Source organism: Sporomusa aerivorans (assembly GCF_041428895.1).
GTDB lineage: Bacteria > Bacillota > Negativicutes > Sporomusales > Sporomusaceae > Sporomusa > Sporomusa aerivorans.
On record NZ_CP156926.1, the window covers coordinates 6,164,789 to 6,180,433 of the forward strand.

Below are 15,645 nucleotides of genomic sequence, written 5' to 3' on the forward strand. Positions count from 1 at the left end.
TTGTAGAAGTTATCAGTTCAGTCCCATAATACTTAAAACCACTCTGGTCAGTATCATAACAACAGCGGCGTCTACAAGCGGAACACAAATGAGCAGCGAATGCCATTTCCGGTCGACATTGGAAACAATTACAATGCGCACAAAGTGACCAATAAGCGTTCCCATGGTTACACACGCCGGAAACAGAATTGTCGCCTGGGCAGCCGTTATAACCCCTTTGGAATACAGGGTAGCTGCAGTGGCACACCCTGCCGCCTTGGCAAAAAAGGCGGCGACCAGGGCAAAGACAGCCTCACCCGGCAGGCCAAACAGGGTCATTACCGGCTCCAGGATTGTACCTACGCTCTTCATTAACCCGGTGATATCCAGAAACTGAATGAGTACATACGCCAAAACCATAGCCGGAGCAATCATTTCCGCGCCAATATAAAATCCTTTTTTGGCTCCCGCTACAAATTCTTCAACTACACTGGGCTTGGCCTTCTTAAAATCCATGCCGGCGGCAGTTTGATTAGCCATTTGCTCCGCTCCCTTCTACCCTGTTTTTGGTCGCAAGCCATTTTAGATAGAAACGGACCAAATTAGCGCCCATAACTTTAACAACAAAGATCAGGCCGATAATTATCCCCACCGGCAAAACACTGATAGGCAAGAGGGCTGCGCCGGTGCCGAAGGTATTGGTGACCGGGGCAGACCCGGCATACTGATAGGCGACAAATATGGCCCGCTCTTCTTCAGTCATCATTTTGTTGTCCTCCACTAGTTCCTTCGTCATTACCGCCGCTACGTCAGAACTGGTTAAACTGCTGACAAAGGCCAGGCCGCTGGCCCCCGGCAGCCCCATGAAAGGCTTTAAAATAGGGCGGAATAGGACTTCGGCCGCCCGCAAAGCGCCAAGCGATTCGGCAACCTGAATACAGCCCAGCGCAAACATCAGTGTCGGAAACAGTGTCAACGCAAACATGAAACCATCACGCGCCCCGGTCCCGCCTTTACCGGTAAAGATTACCCCCTTGGCCACTTGCCCGAAGTCGCCCGTAAGCACCTGAAAATCCAGTGCCCGCAAAGGGCCGTCCATCTTGGCAAACACACCGGAAAAAGAAATAAGCAAGATGATTAATGATAGCCACCCTTTCCAGGTAACTTTATACTTTTCCTGATTTTCCTCCGCCATGTGCTCTCCTCCTGATCATTAAAATATCTAGTGTTCTAATGCCTTGACCAGAGTAACTCTTTGTTTAATCTGGCCAAGGCGCTGGCTCATCAGCCAAAATCCGGGTAGTTACAGTGTGTCCAGTTTCAGTACACAGTCGACCATCAGTTTGGCTCTTTCAAATAGGCTGTCGACAATGGCATACTCCTCCGGACTGTGATTGCGGCCGCCTTTTACGCCCATAGCGCATACTGTTGGCACTCCCGCTAAAACAGTATAGGCAGAATCTGAGCCGCCGCCCACCTTCTTGGCATAAGGCGTTCCAAAGCCGTTTTCTTCATAAGCTTTTTTCACTATCTCAAATAATTGCATAACCCCGTCCGTCGTCTTCATCGGCTTGATGCCGTCCATAAAGGTAACTGTGGCAGACGTGCCTTCCACATAGACTTTGCTTGCTACGTCTTCGATCTGTTTAATAATGTCCGGCAAATCATCCGGGTTCTTATAGCGCACATCAATATAAATTTTTGCATAGTCAGGAACGGCCGTGGAGGTCGTACCGCCTTGTATTACCCCAACATTGAAACTAATACCCTTGTCCCAGTCGGTTAACTTTTGCACGGCAATAATTTTGTGCGCCATTTCCAAAATGGCGCTCCGGCCATTTTCCGGATCATTGCCCGCGTGGGCGGCGACACCTTTTACTTCCATCATAATCCGGGCGACACCCTTGCGTCCGACAACAATTCCATTGTCGACAAAGCCTGTTTCCACATTAAACGCCGCCGCATAGCCCTTTGCTTCCTCAATAAAAATATCAGGCGCATTAGAATGGGCGTGCAATACCTCTTCATCCCCGGCCAGAAGAACTTTCAGCGAACGCGAGTCATAGCCGGCGGCTTTTAGTGCCTTTATGGCGTAAATAGCCGACACAATACCGCCTTTCATGTCAAGAACGCCCGGTCCGTAGGCAATGCCGTCCTTTATGGTAAAGGGCCGCTCTTTGATTGCGCCGGCCGGACAGGCAGTATCCATATGCCCCACGAAGATTACGCCCGGCTGGGCTTTTCTTTCGCCAATCTCAGCAATCAGCATACTGCCGGCCTTTTCGAACTCGACCAGGCGGGAAGCCGCCCCTTCCTTATCTAATATCTCTTTAAAGCGGTCGGCAACCTTGTTAATTCCCTGTTTTTCGTGCGGGCCGCTCTCCATCGAAACAACCTCTTCCCATAGTGACACCATTTCGTCACGATGCGCGTCTACAAACTGAAATGCTTTCTGTTTTTTGTCACTCATTATTGGCTTGTCCTCCTTAATAATATATATATACTGGTACTTTTTTTGGAGCACCAATATAGAAACCGACGCCATATTTCAATATTTGAAAGTTAATCTTTATTCTGTGAATTGTATGCTTAATAAAAGGTGCTTCAAATGAACATGTTCTTCACTACTCCATTTAAAGCACCATTGCTTTTATAACATCCATCTTTTCGAAAACCGCCGCTATATAGTATCCACTAAGGATTTACAGCCAGAGTATTAGTAATAGCGAAGGCTAAGCGCCAGCGGCGAAATGTTACTAATACCCTATTTTCTGAAAATCTTTATTGGTTTTCTATAGCTATCTGTAAGCTATTTAAAATCTACAATCCGGATACCATAGTCCGATATTATTTTTTTCATGTTTGCAATTGTTGCCGCATCAGGGGTTGTAAACGTCTGACCATGAGCCCCGACAGCCCTGTACTTCGACTCGCCGAAATCATGATAGGGAAGAAGTTCCACCCCTTTAACACATGTGTGTTTCTTAAGAAATTCGCACATTGCATTGATGTTCTTCTCATTGGCGTTAACTTCAGCAATAAGAGGAACACGAACAATTGTATTCGGATGCAACCGGGATATCAGGATAATATTCTCTAAAATCCTGCAGTTGCTGACGCCGGTCATTTCTCTATGACATTCGTCATCCATATGCTTGATATCCACAAAAACGCAGTCTAAAAGTTCAAAGATGTCTTTTACTTGCTCCCAGTCGAAATAACCACTGGTTTCAACAGCAGTGTCAATCCCGAGCCGGCTGCAGGCCGCCACGAGCTGCCGGAAGAACTCGGGCTGGGCAAATGGTTCCCCGCCGGAAAATGTCACCCCGCCACCTGACTCCCGATAAAAAACAGCATCTCTTTTGATTACTTTGAGGACATCATCGACAGTCACTGTAGAGCCTATCAGTTTGCGGGCGCCTGTTGGACACACCTCACAGCACCTTGTACAACAATCACATTTCTCACGAGCAAACTGATGTATGGCATTCTCCTTGGTAATAGCACCCTTACCGCAAACAGATAAACAGCGGTTACAACCAGTGCATTTCTCCTGAAAAAAAAGAATTTCAATACTCCTATTCCAGGATTCCGGATTGGCGCACCATTTACAGCGCAACGGGCAGCCTTTTAGAAAAACAGTACTTCTTACCCCTTCACCGTCATGAATCGACCAGCGCTGTATTTGAAATATATTGCCACTACATGGCTTCATAGGTGGTTCTTTCAATGATGGCATTCTGGGCTTCACGGGACAGGTTGACAAACTGAGTACTGTACCCGGCTACTCTGACAAGCAGATCTTTATATTCTTCCGGTTGTTCCTGGGCCTTTTTCAAGGTTTCTGTGGATATCACATTAAACTGAACATGGAAAGCGCCCAGCGCAAAATACGCCCGAATAATGGCCGCCAGATTCTTCAGGTTTCGTTCCGATTCCAACAGTTCGGGCGATAGCTTAATGTTCATCAGTGTACCGCCGGAATGTACGTCATGATTGATTTTGGCAACAGAACGCATAGCAGCGGTAGGACTGGTCAAATCAGTGCCGGCATGTGGTGATACGCCTTCCGTCAATGGAGTTTTCGCTCTTCTGCCGTCCGGCGTCGCACCAATCACGCTGCCGGCCGGAATATAGTTGGAAATTCCCATAAACGCCGAATTGAAAGGTGAGCCGAAATAGTCTTTATAGGCGCGTACTTCCCGATAGTAAAAATCGCTTATTTCTGCCGCAATGGAATCAACATAGTCATCATCATTGCCATACTTCGGGCAGGCGAGCACCGCTTGTCTCAGCTCCTCATAACCTTCCCAGTCGACATCGAGCGCTTTATTAATCTGATCCAAGGTATATTTCCCGTCCTCAAATACCAGCTTCTTAATGGCTGCCAGCGAATTGGCCGAGTCAGCCACTCCTATGCCGGTGAGGACCGGTCCCAGATTATATTTGGCGCCGCCTTTGCTAAGGTCTTTTCCTTGTTCCATGCATCCGTCGACCAGCATGGAAATGTACGGTCTTGGCACCATTTCGGCATGAATCTGCTGGGCAGTAATTGAGCCGATAACCGAATGCTTTATTAAATAGGCAAGCTGCTTATAAAAAGCCGCTTTCACTTCTTCATAGCTCTTGAATTCAGCAACAGGCACTTCCGGCAGCCCCATATCCTTGCCGGTAATGCGGCTTCTGCCACCGTTCAGCGCATATTCCACAGCGGCCGCCAAGTTAATGTTAACTGCCGATGTCCATTTGCCCACTTTTCTGAAATGCGGTACTACGCAGCCGCAGTTATTCCAGTCGCGTGCGTCTTCCGGCGACAATCCTTCCGCCAACAGCATCTGTGAGCCGACCCTGTCGTTATGCACTGCAGGGAATCCTGTCCCGACACGAATCAATTTGCAAACCGCCAGGAGAAATTCCTCCGGGCTGTCAGGATGAATCCGCACACTCAGGCCTGGCTGATGTGTTTTTACGTTTTCTGTCGCTTTTAGACACATATACGAAAGTTCATTCGTTGCATCACGGCCGTCTCTTGTCCTGCCGCCAATGGTCAAATTCTGGAAGGAATTATACCCGGCGAAAAATTTGGCCGTGTTGCTTGAAATAGCCCATACCCATTCCGAGAGCTTAATCCAGAGCGCTTCGATTAATTCCTGCGCTGCCGACGGCGTGATAGCACCGGCCTTTATGTCGCCGGCGTAATAGGAATACATGTACTGATCAAATCTGCCTATGTTTAATGCCAGTGAATTCTCCGACAGAATTGAGCCAAGCTGAGTAAACCATACGGTCTGTACAGCTTCATAGAAGTTCTCCGGGGGATGCTCCGGAACTTTGCGGCAAACCTTCGCGATCTCAAGCAATTCTTGTCGCCGCAGAGCGTCTGTTTCCGTCCGGGCCAGTTCTGCGGCTTTATCCGCATAGCGCCGGGCCAGAATAATAATTCCCTCGCAAACCAAGACAGCTGCATTGTAAAAATCAATCTTTTCCAATGCTTCGGCAGAAACAGGCTCCAAGCTTTGCAACTTCGCAAGTGCTTCTTGTTTTAGACCCCCAAAGCCCTTTTTGAAAATGATATCCTGATAATCAGCGGTAATTTCGCCAACTGCGTTTCTCCACTTGGAGTCATTATCAATAATACCGGTATCAATCAATATCTTTGCCGTTTCCTGATTGATGCGCGATAGGAAATTCTCCTCCAGCGACTTGCCGCGCCAATAAGGAAAAATCTTTTTGCGCAATATATCTTTTGCCGCCTCGTCAATGCAGTAGGGATCCTGGTCCCGGTTTTCAAACGAATCCATTTCCTGCTCAACCCATTTCCATGAGTATTCAGGACAAATAACCCCGGTCTTCAGGAACTCTCCGACAGATCCAACAATAAGTTCACCCTCGAAAATGGTTACGGGAATACTCTTGCAAACAGCCTGAAATGCTTTTGCCCGCCGGATAATAACAGCTTCCCCTTCGGTACTTTGATGTGATAACGTGAAAGCTACTGCCCGGTGAACACTGATAGACGGCTTAGCATCCAGGTACGACTGCTTAAAATCTTCAATACGTTTACTAGACATATTTGTCCCTCCTTAATTGAGCTTTTTATTTTCGATTTTCGAATGTATACAATAATCAAAGCTAATGTCAGGACATTTAGCTTTGGTGTGTTCGATTTAAGTTAATCAGCTTAGGTATTCGATCAGGTTATTGCTGGCATCTGCCATATGTTTGCGTAAAACTTTTTGTGCTCCTTTAATATTTCCCTTGGCACAAGCACTTAGCAACGCGTGATGTTCTTCCTGCGATTTTGTCTGATAATGCATTGTTGTCAAATATAAACGCATATATCGTTCCACATTGTTATGCAGGTTTTGAATCATCGCAAGCAACTTCGGCCGGTTCGCGGACCGGTAAAGAGTTTCGTGAAACTGCCAGTTCAATTCGCTCCAATGATTGCTTTGGGTTTCTTCATCTGCTTTTTCTAAAATTTCGTCCGCCTCTGCCAGTACGGCTTCCGTCAAATTTGGAATAGCCAGCTCCAGCGCCCCTAATTCCAAAAAGAGCCTTATGTCAAATATTTCCTGCGCTTCGGCTACAGATAATTCGCTGACCACCGCTCCGCGATTAGGATAAAAGCGCACCAATCCTTCGGCTTCCAGGCTTTTTAGCGCTTCCCGCAGGGCACTCATGCTTACGCCGAATTTGGTAGCTAATTCCTCCTGCTTAAGCTGGACTCCCCCGACAAGTTCTCCAGACAGAATGGATTCGCGCAGAATATTTGTAATCATGCCGGGTAACGTACGGTATGAGGTTTTTATCTGTCCAGTGAAATTATTTTTCATGCTTTTACTATAGAACTTTTTGATAAGTTTGTAAACTATATTTTCGAATGTATAATGTATACAATCGAAAATATAGTTCGTTATCTTTAAATTTATTTCCCCTATATCTTCAACTTCACATTCCATTCGCGTATTATGCAAACTCCCCTTAACATTAATCTAATTCTGTATATGAAGTTTAGAATGTAATTTGGATACAAGAAAATGCCTTTGGCATACGTCAGGGGCTTTCTATTTTACTTAGCGTAATTTGGCTTTTCACAGCATATGTTTCTTTTAAAGCTACTTTACTCGGGAGGTGAATCTATGCAGAGCCTTTTTATCAAAAAACCGCCTAAAATTCTTTCTGTGGTAACGGTGTTGCTTGTAAGTTTTATTGTGGGGATCATTGCATATAATCAATGGGATGAATCGGAATTGTATTCTATTGCGGGGCAGCCAACAGAAGCACCCAAAGGAAAGCTTTCTATCTTTATTAAAATACCAGCTCGCACATTAGAAATCCATGAAGACGGTAAAGTGTATAAAACCTACCGGATAGCGGTAGGTAAAAGCGAAACTCCTTCGCCGGTTGGCGAGTGGGTAATAATTTGGAAATCCTATAGAGCCGGTGATATCTTTGGTACCCGCTTTCTTGCACTCAATGTCCCTTGGGGAGGTTATGGCATACACGGTACTAATCAGCCATGGAGCATTGGCAATTACGCCAGTCACGGGTGTATTCGCATGCGGAATAAGGATATTGAGGAACTTTATGAGTGGGTCCCGGTCGGTACACCGGTGCGTATCGAAAGTCACCCCATTTCCATCCAGCGCCAGTTAAGAATGAATTTAATGGGGCCCGATGTTGTAAAACTGCAATTAAAGCTAAGAAATCTTGGCTACCTGGAAGAAAGAGCAGATGGTTTCTTTAATAAGGAGACTGAGACTGCAGTTAAACGATTCCAGTACGATAATGGGCTTAAGGCTACAGGCGTAGTAGATAGGAAGACACTTGACTTACTTGGGCTCTAAGTCCCACGACAAGTATAGCGAAATCCACCAGAACGCCAGTCTTGAGCGATGCTGACAAGACGAATGTTATACACTTTTTCGATTTTCTACCTTTACAACATCTATCCAGGATAGTCGAATCTTACTACAATAAAACGAAAAAGCCGCTACTCCAAGTGAAAATTAAAACCACCCAGCGACTAATGTCGCTGGGCACAAATAAAGGCGGTAACCTCATAAAATGGTAATGTACTCGGATCGGCGGAATTAGGCTTTAGCAGGTTGAGCTGCAGTTATCCTCAAAGCAGAAAAGCAATAGGATAATAATAATTATGATTATAATGAACCAGCTGTTACGACCACCCCATCCCATAGAACAGACCTCCTTAGCTTTTATATTGTGAAATGTGATGTACACTGTATCTTATGATTTGTGCAGATAAACGGTTACGGGAATTCATAGAAAAGCCGCGGGTTTACTGGAAAATAAAAAAAACACCCGGCTATAAAGGCCGGGCACATAAGGGTTTATGTATGTAGAGGAGATGGTTTTATTTTAAATGGCTAATTTTAGAATTACTTTAAAAATGCAAACCGCACCCCGAAGGATGCGGCACACCCCCGGATACTGCCGGGGTTTTTCTTTGAATCCTCTGTATATGGTGTCAAAATACCTCATTTTCTTCTAAAACCGTTGGTTACTAAAATACTTATCATGCACCAATAGACTATGAGCTCGGACAATTCTTCCAATAGCTGCGAATAGGGTTGAAGCAGCAGGATCACATTCCTTTCAAAAACGAGCTGCGAAGCAATGGCCGCGGCAATTAACAAACTTCCGTCAATCATTGATATACACAGCTTGGACTTCATGTGCTCCCATTCAAAATTGCGCCACAATCCGATTAGTGTGCAAAAAACAATTACCGTAAGGATCGGATAAACGAAACTGCCATACCAAATTTCATGAATAGAGGGAAATGCAGGACCGTCCGAACCGATAGCCACTGGATCGAAAAATACCCGTCCCCAGCTTAGTTCCCGCCCCATCATGATTAGCCAAACAACCATTATCCATAAACACCACTTAGATAATTTCCTATCATTGCAATTCCGCCGCGCCACTAGCCAGGACAAATAGGCCCCTGTGCCCAGAACAACAACCTGGGTATTTTCTATCGGACCATTTTCCCATCCCCACCAGTTAGGGAGGAAAAGGCCAAGTGGAATTAACAGCACCGTTAATAGTAAAGTTATATAAGTTGTAGGGAATACCTTCCAAGTAAATATTCGGTTACTCTGTAGCAAATCGATTGACTCCCTTAAGCTCGGCAAATGACATCTATTCAGAGAATTACAACATAAATTAATAAATTCTATCTCAGTCATACAATTCCTTTATTGTCAGAAATAAAAGAAATGTCAGCCGCTGTAGCCTCATACTGTATTGTGACTGAAAAAGCCGCCCGCCAGGACGAACCCGGCGGGCGGCTTTTGGATCATTAGAGTTATTGACTATAACACTTAATTCCACTTTAAAAACCTAAAATATTTTCACTCTTCTTTTATCTACTTCTATTGTCTGCTTTTTTTCTTCTACTTCTTTTTTCTGCAAAGGTGCTCCCCTCCAGGGAACTTGAGGGGATATGAATTTACTGTCTTCTTGTACTATTCTCCTTTTTCTACAAATATTATCGTAAAAACATCCCAAAATAACTAACAATAATTATTCTTACACTTCTTGCTTTTGCGTAAAATAGCTAAAAAACGCCGCCCCATCCCAAAGTACAGAGCGGCCGATTTGTTGGGCGCTTATTTCAAGTCTTTCACAGGTCGGTTGAACCATTCGATAAAGCCGTTGATTTCAGCCATAGGCAAGGTATACTCCCGCTCGCTGGAATAACCTTCAAACCACTGATAATAGCCACGCTTAACACGTACAACCATACCTGTTTCCATCAGTTATCGCTGTTTTTGAAATAAAAAACTCGCTATTTTTGCTGTTAGCTTCCCCTATTTTACTTGTTAAGTCGCCGGTTTAGACGTTAACTCAGCAAAATAATAAAAAAATACAGTGCAAAGCTTTAACAATAGACTTTGTACTGTATTTTAAGATTAAAGTGCTTTAATATAAAGATTTATACAGCTTCCTAGATGCTTATTTGCATATGTTGCCGTTAATTGATATTTATATTTTCCGTCTTCTGTAAACTTAACTTCTTCAAGAATAGATGAATCTTGAGATGTTCGGCAGGACACTTGATTTCGAGTCAAGCACAGACTGTGTTATGTTGTCTACGTACGTGTAAACTATAAGATTTTGTGTCTCCATAGGTATGATTTGATCCATTCATTTTTGGCGTTTGGATACAACTTTGGATACAATAAAAAAAAGCCATCTAATGGGCGGCGTTTGGTAATTAATGCTCAATGTACCACTTACCGTCTAAATTATCGCGAAACAAATTGACCTGCTTATTGTATATCCGGCATACATACCGCTTTCCTAAACCGCTACCAACAGTAGGAGCCGGTCTAACGTCCAGCAGTCGGTCTACTTCAAAATTTCTGCCGTCTGGCCAGTGGATTACCAGCGGTGTTATGCTACCGTCCAATTCGTGCATGGCCCGCACTCCTACATATGTTCTAGCCATGTCTATCACCTCAAGGTCAGTTTAGAACGTACGTTTGTGTTTGGCAAGCGGTAACGGCTGGAAATAAAAAGACCCGGCGCTGTAACCGGGTAAAACTAGGTAATGTATGGTCATATTATGGAGACAATCTTATTGTATTGGGCTGATATTAGAATTACCTTTAAGAATAAACCGCACCCCAGAGGATGCGGCACTACCCCGGCTACTGCTGGGGTTCTTTCTTATCTAAAGTTTTTCTATTGTCTCATATAACTTGCGTTTAATTTCAAATTTTGCTTTTTCTTCTGCAAAACAATTTGATTTATTGGGCAAAACCTGCTGAACACCTTTAATTATAGGTGCGTCGCGTGAACCCGCCATGAGGCTGGCATGCATGACGCACCTTTACCTAGATTGCTCCCTGAAAAATAAAAAGTCCGCCCTACCCCGAAGGATAGAGCGGATTCATTACGTGCCTTACTTAATAACTGTTACATAAATCTGATCCCGTTTGCTGCTATCTGCGGTCTGAACTGTGACCAACGACAGACCTTCGGCATGAGCCGTTACTCTGGTTTGTGGTGCGCCGCTGGGGGCAACTGTAGCCACTGCCGGGTCGCCTGACTGCCAGATGACATCCTTGTTAACCGCAAATGTCAGCAGGCAGCTCTCGCCCACTTTTAGGAGAATGGATAGCCGGTGTTCTTTGGCTATAACTTCTACCAGAGCGTAGTCTGTCCATGCACCGTCTACAGTCTTGACCTGAATACGGGTTACACCTTCGGCATGGGCCGTTACCTTACCAGTCGCATCAACCGAAGCAATGTTGGGTAAGGCGGAATTCCATACTAGGTTAGGATCGCCAATGATTTCGGGGAGAATATTTCCGATAAGTTGGATTTGTTCTCCTACTGCCAAAACGATGTGAAGTTTTGAATCTGTCGGCGCAACCAGCGTAGCGGATGCCTCATTTGAGTTAGAGCTTTCACTAGTAGCATTGATGGCAGTTACCACATAATAATAGGTCGTGCTATTTGTCACGGCAATATCAACACAACTGGTACCAGATACATTGGCTGCAATCGTTTCATATGTGCCGCCTGCCGTGGTGGCTCGTTTTACGTTGTAGCCGGTTGCACCATTTACTATATTCCAATTAAGAGTTACCTGAGAATCACCCGGAGTAGCAATTAGATTCGTGGGCGCAGGAATAATTTTTCCTTCAGCTACATCGATTGCGTCAATATGCACCTGGATATTATTCCCGTACTCAGAAATTCTCGTAATCGTAACCGTATGCTCACTATTAGACATTCCTGTTTTTTCAAATACTAATGCTTGCCAAATGAAAGCTCCACTACGTTCGGAAAAAGTAAAATCTTCCCCGTCTATATTTATTTTTATACTGGTATCATGACCACCGGATGTACCAATAATTCTAATTCTGTCTCCATTAAATTTGAAACTCAACCAGGCCCCTAATACATTTAATCTTAAGGTATCTCCCAAATAGGCTGAATTAGCACCATAATTATAAGAATCTGTACCCCCACCATGAGTAACATTATCTAATGTTAAGTTTATTCTTTTCCACCCAGCCTCTGGTGCTGTTAACGCTTGACCTACTGTTGCCATTTTACATTCCTCCAATTAATTTTTAACCCGACATAGCAAAGGAACTCTTATTCACTGTGTGTTTCCTGTATATCGGCCTTACTTAGATACATTCCGTAGCCATGATATTAAACTACGGAATTATCCTTCACTCTTTATCCGTACATGAAACTGTGTTTTGGGATAGGTATAAAATAAAAAAAGCCGCCCACCAGACACCCAGCAGGCGGCAAAAAGCCATCCCCCAGCTAATACTAGGAGATGGCTTTAATCTAATTATACGTTATTCTATTTGGCTGTTAGGTGTACGGTAATTAAACTCACCATCTTGGTGCCGGTTTATGTGGTGGTTGTGGTTCAGGTTGTGGTTCAGGTGGCGGCGCTGGTTTTCGTGCTGGCGGCTTCTTATGTTTGGGTTTTTTATATTTAGGTGGCGGGTCTTGCGGCGGTGGGCCACCCGGCGGCGGATCATCCCGATATAGCATTTGATAATTTGGATTTGTCCATTGCCGAAGTTCTTGAGCATTTGCCACTGTCGCAAGACTCAAAACAAACATTGCAAGCATTAGCACTGCTATTTTTTTCATTTAAATTCCTCCTACTGTAAATGTTTTACTATTATATATATATTCTAACAAATTTATTTTATATCGTGTTCATTTCTTTGAATCTAATTAGAAAATCATGAAAACTGAAAACCGCCTACCAGTCTCCCGGCAGGCAGTTTAAATAATATTGCCTATTTTGTGATTTAGTGTCATTATTAACCTAAAAGGAGTTGATTCTCGTGGAGTTGTTGACTACAGATCAATTATTCGAAAGGATTTGCGATTACTGGTATTGGCTTTATTATCTCTTTTTAGAGAAGCTCTCCTGACAACGGCTAAGAAATAGGCTTTAAATCAAAATAGCATAAATAGTTTATTTCACTCCCGTTTTCAATGGCATCTGCAATGTTTAGCATGGATCTTTTGGGTCTGTTCCATTCGATCAGCTTCTGCTTCAGCACTGGCTACCATATTGGCCCGTCGGGCAGTATTCACCAGTCGAGTTCCAGACCTGAGATGGTCAATATCTTCCTTCATATTATCAGCAACGGCCCGGAGTTTTTCGGCTGTTGCTTTTTTTATCAGCATGTGATGATTCTTCGGTAATTGAAAAACCGCGAGCCATCCTTTAACTGGCTCAACAGATCACTGGGATTCTTATCAAAATTGAAACCCTTCGTAAAGTTGGGTCAACGACCGCCAATTTTGAGCCATTTGCTTACGGATAGCGGCAAAAGCTTCCGAATCAACGCGGTGCTTACTAAGCACCATGCTCAATGTCGCTGAGAAATGGAACCTGATACCCTATAATCCGGCCAAACGGATAGAAGCACCCAAGGCCGAAGTGGAGCAAAAGACTGCTTACACAGAGGAACAATTAGGTCAATTCATCAAGGCTTTGGAATCGCAACCTGCCAAATATAAAGCTATGGTTTATCTTGCTCTCACCGGTGGGCTACGCCGTGAGGAAATTTTAGGCTTACAATGGAACCACTTCAATTTTGAAAACAATACAGTGAAGATTGAACAGGCCATATTCTATACTAAGAAAACCGGGGTTATTGCCAAGAAAACGAAGAATGACCGCAGTACCCGCCTATTAACCTTTCCTGCTTATATCGTGCCGGTATTGAAGCAACACCGGGCCGGACAGTTATCTAGCCGGTTACAACTAGGCACTAAATGGGAAGGTGCCAAAGAAGCTGATGATGATTTCGTGTTTACTCAATGGAGCGGTAAACCTATGTTTCCTTACACAATGAATAAGTGGCTGAGTAAATTTGTAGAAGATAATAACCTTCCAAAAATTACACCTCATATCTTTCGGCATATGGCTGCTACTTATTTGATTACAGCCGGTCATGATATCCGCACAGTATCCGGTAAGTTAGGCCACTCCCAGACTTCCACAACGATGAACATATATAGCCACCTTATGGAGAAAACGGTCGCAGGAAACGGCTGATACCATGGGCAATATATTAAAGAAAGCAGCACAGAAAACCACTCAAAAGAAGCAGACCAAATAAGGTCTGCTTTTTCTATTAAAATTACTTGTAAGGGACAAAACAAAAAATCAGAGGACTTCACTTTTTTCCATGAAGCCCTCTGATGCTTGTATATGGCGGAGAGGATGGGATTCGAACCCACGGTCCCTTTGACAGGACACTTGATTTCGAGTCTTGTTTATAGTGTATTATGTAGCGCATAGGTTATCATTTTGCTGTATTTTGTCTATACAGTGAATCACGCTGTGATTCGTGTAATATGTTTTTGGATACAAGCGGGGATACAAAAATCTTTGGCACACGCCAGGGGCTCAGTTTATTACAAATTTTTACTATTAGAAGAAATATTATGGTAAAACATAGTATTTATATGAAATTTTTTTACATTAAAGTAAATATTTGATTGGTTCTATAACATAATTAATTGGAGGTGGTCCTTCCGAATAATTAGCTACCAGCCCCCTCTCTCCATCACATCAAGCACCTATTAATACTTCTTCTGATTTATGCCCACAATTCTTGCAAACTACGGATATTACTCCCGTTTTGCTGTCTATAAAAAACCTGATTAGATGAACCTCAAAATTTTCCATTTTATTTGAAAGTAATTCTGTATGTCCACATCTGCAACTGATTCGCATGATATTCCTCCAACATTGGTAGTATAGCAAAATCTATTCTCTACCTTTCGCTAAATTCCTGCAAATCAAGAGCTTTTATCCCAATAAATTCAAGAAGAGGTAATATTTTAAACCATCATCTTTCATCACAAGCGTCGATAAACACTCTGCGAAATCGCAGGTCATTGAGCACGTAAGTTTATATTGCTCAAAATGGCATGAATAAAAATCTGCCAAAATAGGAACTATTATCTTATCAACATTTTAGGAGGCGAATCTAATTGTTCCAACAAACCAATCCATTTCTACAGCATGCCGTAAATCGCGGACAATCACTAATTTCAGAGGTCAACAACGCTAGATCATTGTCCCAGGATATTGCGTCGAATTGCGATAATATTATCACCGCTATTAATTCTGGTAATCCACAAAATGCTGTTAACTTAGTACAAAATATTCGAAGTAAAGCTACCCAGGTTGCACAGTCCACCCAAATTTTAAATTACACCATTAATGAGCGTCTTGATATGGCTTCCTATGTGTTAGATGCAATTCAGTATAAAACCAGTGAATTATCCAACGCCATCCAAAGTATGAGAAATACTGCCGCCAATTATCAAAATCAATCTGGAATGCAACAATCATGGCAGTACGGCGTACCAATGCAACAGCCGCAACAGCCGATTCCAGGGTACAATCCTTCAGTACCACATCAATAGACATAGCATGCTATATGAAAACAACTCGGTCTCAACTGCCGAGTTGTTTTGTGTTATGATAACTTACATCACTTGGAGTTTTAGTTCCGTCACCCCTTTGTTCACCTCCTCTTTATTAATTTCAGCGCAATACTTGCTTTAAAGCAAGTATTCTTTTTGTTTATTTTTACACTTTTGTAAAAAAAATAACCGCCC

The 15,645-nt window shown here is 43.5% G+C and carries 15 protein-coding genes; 3 read left to right on the forward strand and 12 right to left on the reverse strand.

Annotation, left to right across the window (positions count from 1 at the left end):
* Nucleotides 1–12: 12 nt before the first annotated feature.
* The 6 genes from SATMO3_RS29345 to SATMO3_RS29370 all read right to left on the reverse strand — a co-directional run bounded on the left by SATMO3_RS29345 (nucleotide 13) and on the right by SATMO3_RS29370 (nucleotide 6,761).
* The gene (locus tag SATMO3_RS29345) at nucleotides 13–519 is read right to left on the reverse strand and encodes a nucleoside recognition domain-containing protein (protein WP_371374847.1); all 507 of its coding nucleotides are present in this window, start codon (nucleotides 517–519) and stop codon (nucleotides 13–15) included.
* Nucleotides 512–1,174: a nucleoside recognition domain-containing protein gene (locus tag SATMO3_RS29350; protein WP_371374849.1), complete on the reverse strand. Its 663-nt coding sequence runs from the start codon at nucleotides 1,172–1,174 to the stop codon at nucleotides 512–514. The genes SATMO3_RS29345 and SATMO3_RS29350 overlap by 8 nt, the downstream gene beginning before the upstream one ends.
* A 108-nt stretch (nucleotides 1,175–1,282) precedes the next feature.
* Nucleotides 1,283–2,449, reverse strand: a complete 1,167-nt coding sequence (locus SATMO3_RS29355) for a M20 family metallopeptidase (RefSeq protein WP_371374852.1) — start codon at nucleotides 2,447–2,449, stop codon at nucleotides 1,283–1,285.
* 339 nt (nucleotides 2,450–2,788) lie between these two features.
* A complete protein-coding gene (locus SATMO3_RS29360; RefSeq protein ID WP_371374855.1) occupies nucleotides 2,789–3,694 on the reverse strand; it encodes a glycyl-radical enzyme activating protein in 906 nt (301 codons plus the stop codon).
* On the reverse strand, nucleotides 3,681–6,050 hold the full coding sequence (locus SATMO3_RS29365; protein WP_371374858.1) for a formate C-acetyltransferase/glycerol dehydratase family glycyl radical enzyme: 2,370 nt from the start codon (nucleotides 6,048–6,050) through the stop codon (nucleotides 3,681–3,683). Before SATMO3_RS29365 ends, SATMO3_RS29360 begins: the two co-directional genes overlap by 14 nt.
* Nucleotides 6,051–6,155: 105 nt before the next feature.
* Nucleotides 6,156–6,761 carry a GntR family transcriptional regulator gene (locus tag SATMO3_RS29370; protein ID WP_371374860.1) on the reverse strand — a complete coding sequence of 202 codons (606 nt, stop codon included), beginning with the start codon at nucleotides 6,759–6,761 and terminating at the stop codon, nucleotides 6,156–6,158.
* Between the two features lie 360 nt (nucleotides 6,762–7,121).
* Here SATMO3_RS29370 and SATMO3_RS29375 point away from each other — a divergent pair, with 360 nt between their 5' ends.
* Nucleotides 7,122–7,829, forward strand: coding sequence for a L,D-transpeptidase family protein (locus SATMO3_RS29375; RefSeq protein WP_371374863.1), 708 nt, complete (start codon nucleotides 7,122–7,124; stop codon nucleotides 7,827–7,829).
* 654 nt (nucleotides 7,830–8,483) lie between these two features.
* Here the strand turns inward: SATMO3_RS29375 and SATMO3_RS29380 are convergent.
* From SATMO3_RS29380 to SATMO3_RS29405, 6 genes are all read right to left on the reverse strand, one after another.
* Complete coding sequence (locus SATMO3_RS29380; RefSeq protein ID WP_371374865.1) at nucleotides 8,484–8,879, reverse strand: hypothetical protein; 396 nt, start codon at nucleotides 8,877–8,879, stop codon at nucleotides 8,484–8,486.
* Nucleotides 8,880–9,620: 741 nt separating this feature from the next.
* Nucleotides 9,621–9,755, reverse strand: coding sequence for a hypothetical protein (locus SATMO3_RS29385; protein WP_371374868.1), 135 nt, complete (start codon nucleotides 9,753–9,755; stop codon nucleotides 9,621–9,623).
* A 473-nt stretch (nucleotides 9,756–10,228) separates the two neighbouring features.
* The gene (locus SATMO3_RS29390) at nucleotides 10,229–10,462 is read right to left on the reverse strand and encodes a hypothetical protein (protein WP_371374870.1); all 234 of its coding nucleotides are present in this window, start codon (nucleotides 10,460–10,462) and stop codon (nucleotides 10,229–10,231) included.
* Between the two features lie 456 nt (nucleotides 10,463–10,918).
* A complete protein-coding gene (locus tag SATMO3_RS29395; RefSeq protein ID WP_371374872.1) occupies nucleotides 10,919–12,076 on the reverse strand; it encodes an Ig-like domain-containing protein in 1,158 nt (385 codons plus the stop codon).
* 299 nt (nucleotides 12,077–12,375) lie between these two features.
* A complete protein-coding gene (locus SATMO3_RS29400) occupies nucleotides 12,376–12,642 on the reverse strand; it encodes a hypothetical protein (protein ID WP_371374874.1) in 267 nt (88 codons plus the stop codon).
* A 351-nt stretch (nucleotides 12,643–12,993) separates the two neighbouring features.
* Complete coding sequence (locus SATMO3_RS29405) at nucleotides 12,994–13,191, reverse strand: hypothetical protein (protein WP_371374876.1); 198 nt, start codon at nucleotides 13,189–13,191, stop codon at nucleotides 12,994–12,996.
* A 181-nt stretch (nucleotides 13,192–13,372) separates the two neighbouring features.
* Between SATMO3_RS29405 and SATMO3_RS29410 the strand changes: the two genes are divergently transcribed.
* Both SATMO3_RS29410 and SATMO3_RS29415 read left to right on the forward strand, forming a co-directional pair.
* Entirely contained in the window at nucleotides 13,373–14,068 is a 696-nt protein-coding gene (locus tag SATMO3_RS29410; RefSeq protein ID WP_371374879.1) for a site-specific integrase, read from the forward strand.
* Between the two features lie 944 nt (nucleotides 14,069–15,012).
* A complete protein-coding gene (locus SATMO3_RS29415) occupies nucleotides 15,013–15,450 on the forward strand; it encodes a hypothetical protein (protein ID WP_371374882.1) in 438 nt (145 codons plus the stop codon).
* The last annotated feature ends 195 nt before the right edge of the window (nucleotides 15,451–15,645 follow it).

Coding starts and splice junctions, on each gene's coding strand:
- SATMO3_RS29380 (WP_371374865.1), bottom strand. CDS start 8,879: ATGGTTGTTTGGCTAATCATGATGGGGCGGGAACTAAGCTGGGGACGG.
- SATMO3_RS29405 (WP_371374876.1), bottom strand. CDS start 13,191: ATGCTGATAAAAAAAGCAACAGCCGAAAAACTCCGGGCCGTTGCTGAT.
- SATMO3_RS29410 (WP_371374879.1), top strand. CDS start 13,373: ATGCTCAATGTCGCTGAGAAATGGAACCTGATACCCTATAATCCGGCC.
- SATMO3_RS29355 (WP_371374852.1), bottom strand. CDS start 2,449: ATGAGTGACAAAAAACAGAAAGCATTTCAGTTTGTAGACGCGCATCGT.
- SATMO3_RS29375 (WP_371374863.1), top strand. CDS start 7,122: ATGCAGAGCCTTTTTATCAAAAAACCGCCTAAAATTCTTTCTGTGGTA.
- SATMO3_RS29345 (WP_371374847.1), bottom strand. CDS start 519: ATGGCTAATCAAACTGCCGCCGGCATGGATTTTAAGAAGGCCAAGCCC.
- SATMO3_RS29360 (WP_371374855.1), bottom strand. CDS start 3,694: ATGAAGCCATGTAGTGGCAATATATTTCAAATACAGCGCTGGTCGATT.
- SATMO3_RS29385 (WP_371374868.1), bottom strand. CDS start 9,755: ATGGTTGTACGTGTTAAGCGTGGCTATTATCAGTGGTTTGAAGGTTAT.
- SATMO3_RS29395 (WP_371374872.1), bottom strand. CDS start 12,076: ATGGCAACAGTAGGTCAAGCGTTAACAGCACCAGAGGCTGGGTGGAAA.
- SATMO3_RS29365 (WP_371374858.1), bottom strand. CDS start 6,050: ATGTCTAGTAAACGTATTGAAGATTTTAAGCAGTCGTACCTGGATGCT.
- SATMO3_RS29350 (WP_371374849.1), bottom strand. CDS start 1,174: ATGGCGGAGGAAAATCAGGAAAAGTATAAAGTTACCTGGAAAGGGTGG.
- SATMO3_RS29400 (WP_371374874.1), bottom strand. CDS start 12,642: ATGAAAAAAATAGCAGTGCTAATGCTTGCAATGTTTGTTTTGAGTCTT.
- SATMO3_RS29370 (WP_371374860.1), bottom strand. CDS start 6,761: ATGATTACAAATATTCTGCGCGAATCCATTCTGTCTGGAGAACTTGTC.
- SATMO3_RS29390 (WP_371374870.1), bottom strand. CDS start 10,462: ATGGCTAGAACATATGTAGGAGTGCGGGCCATGCACGAATTGGACGGT.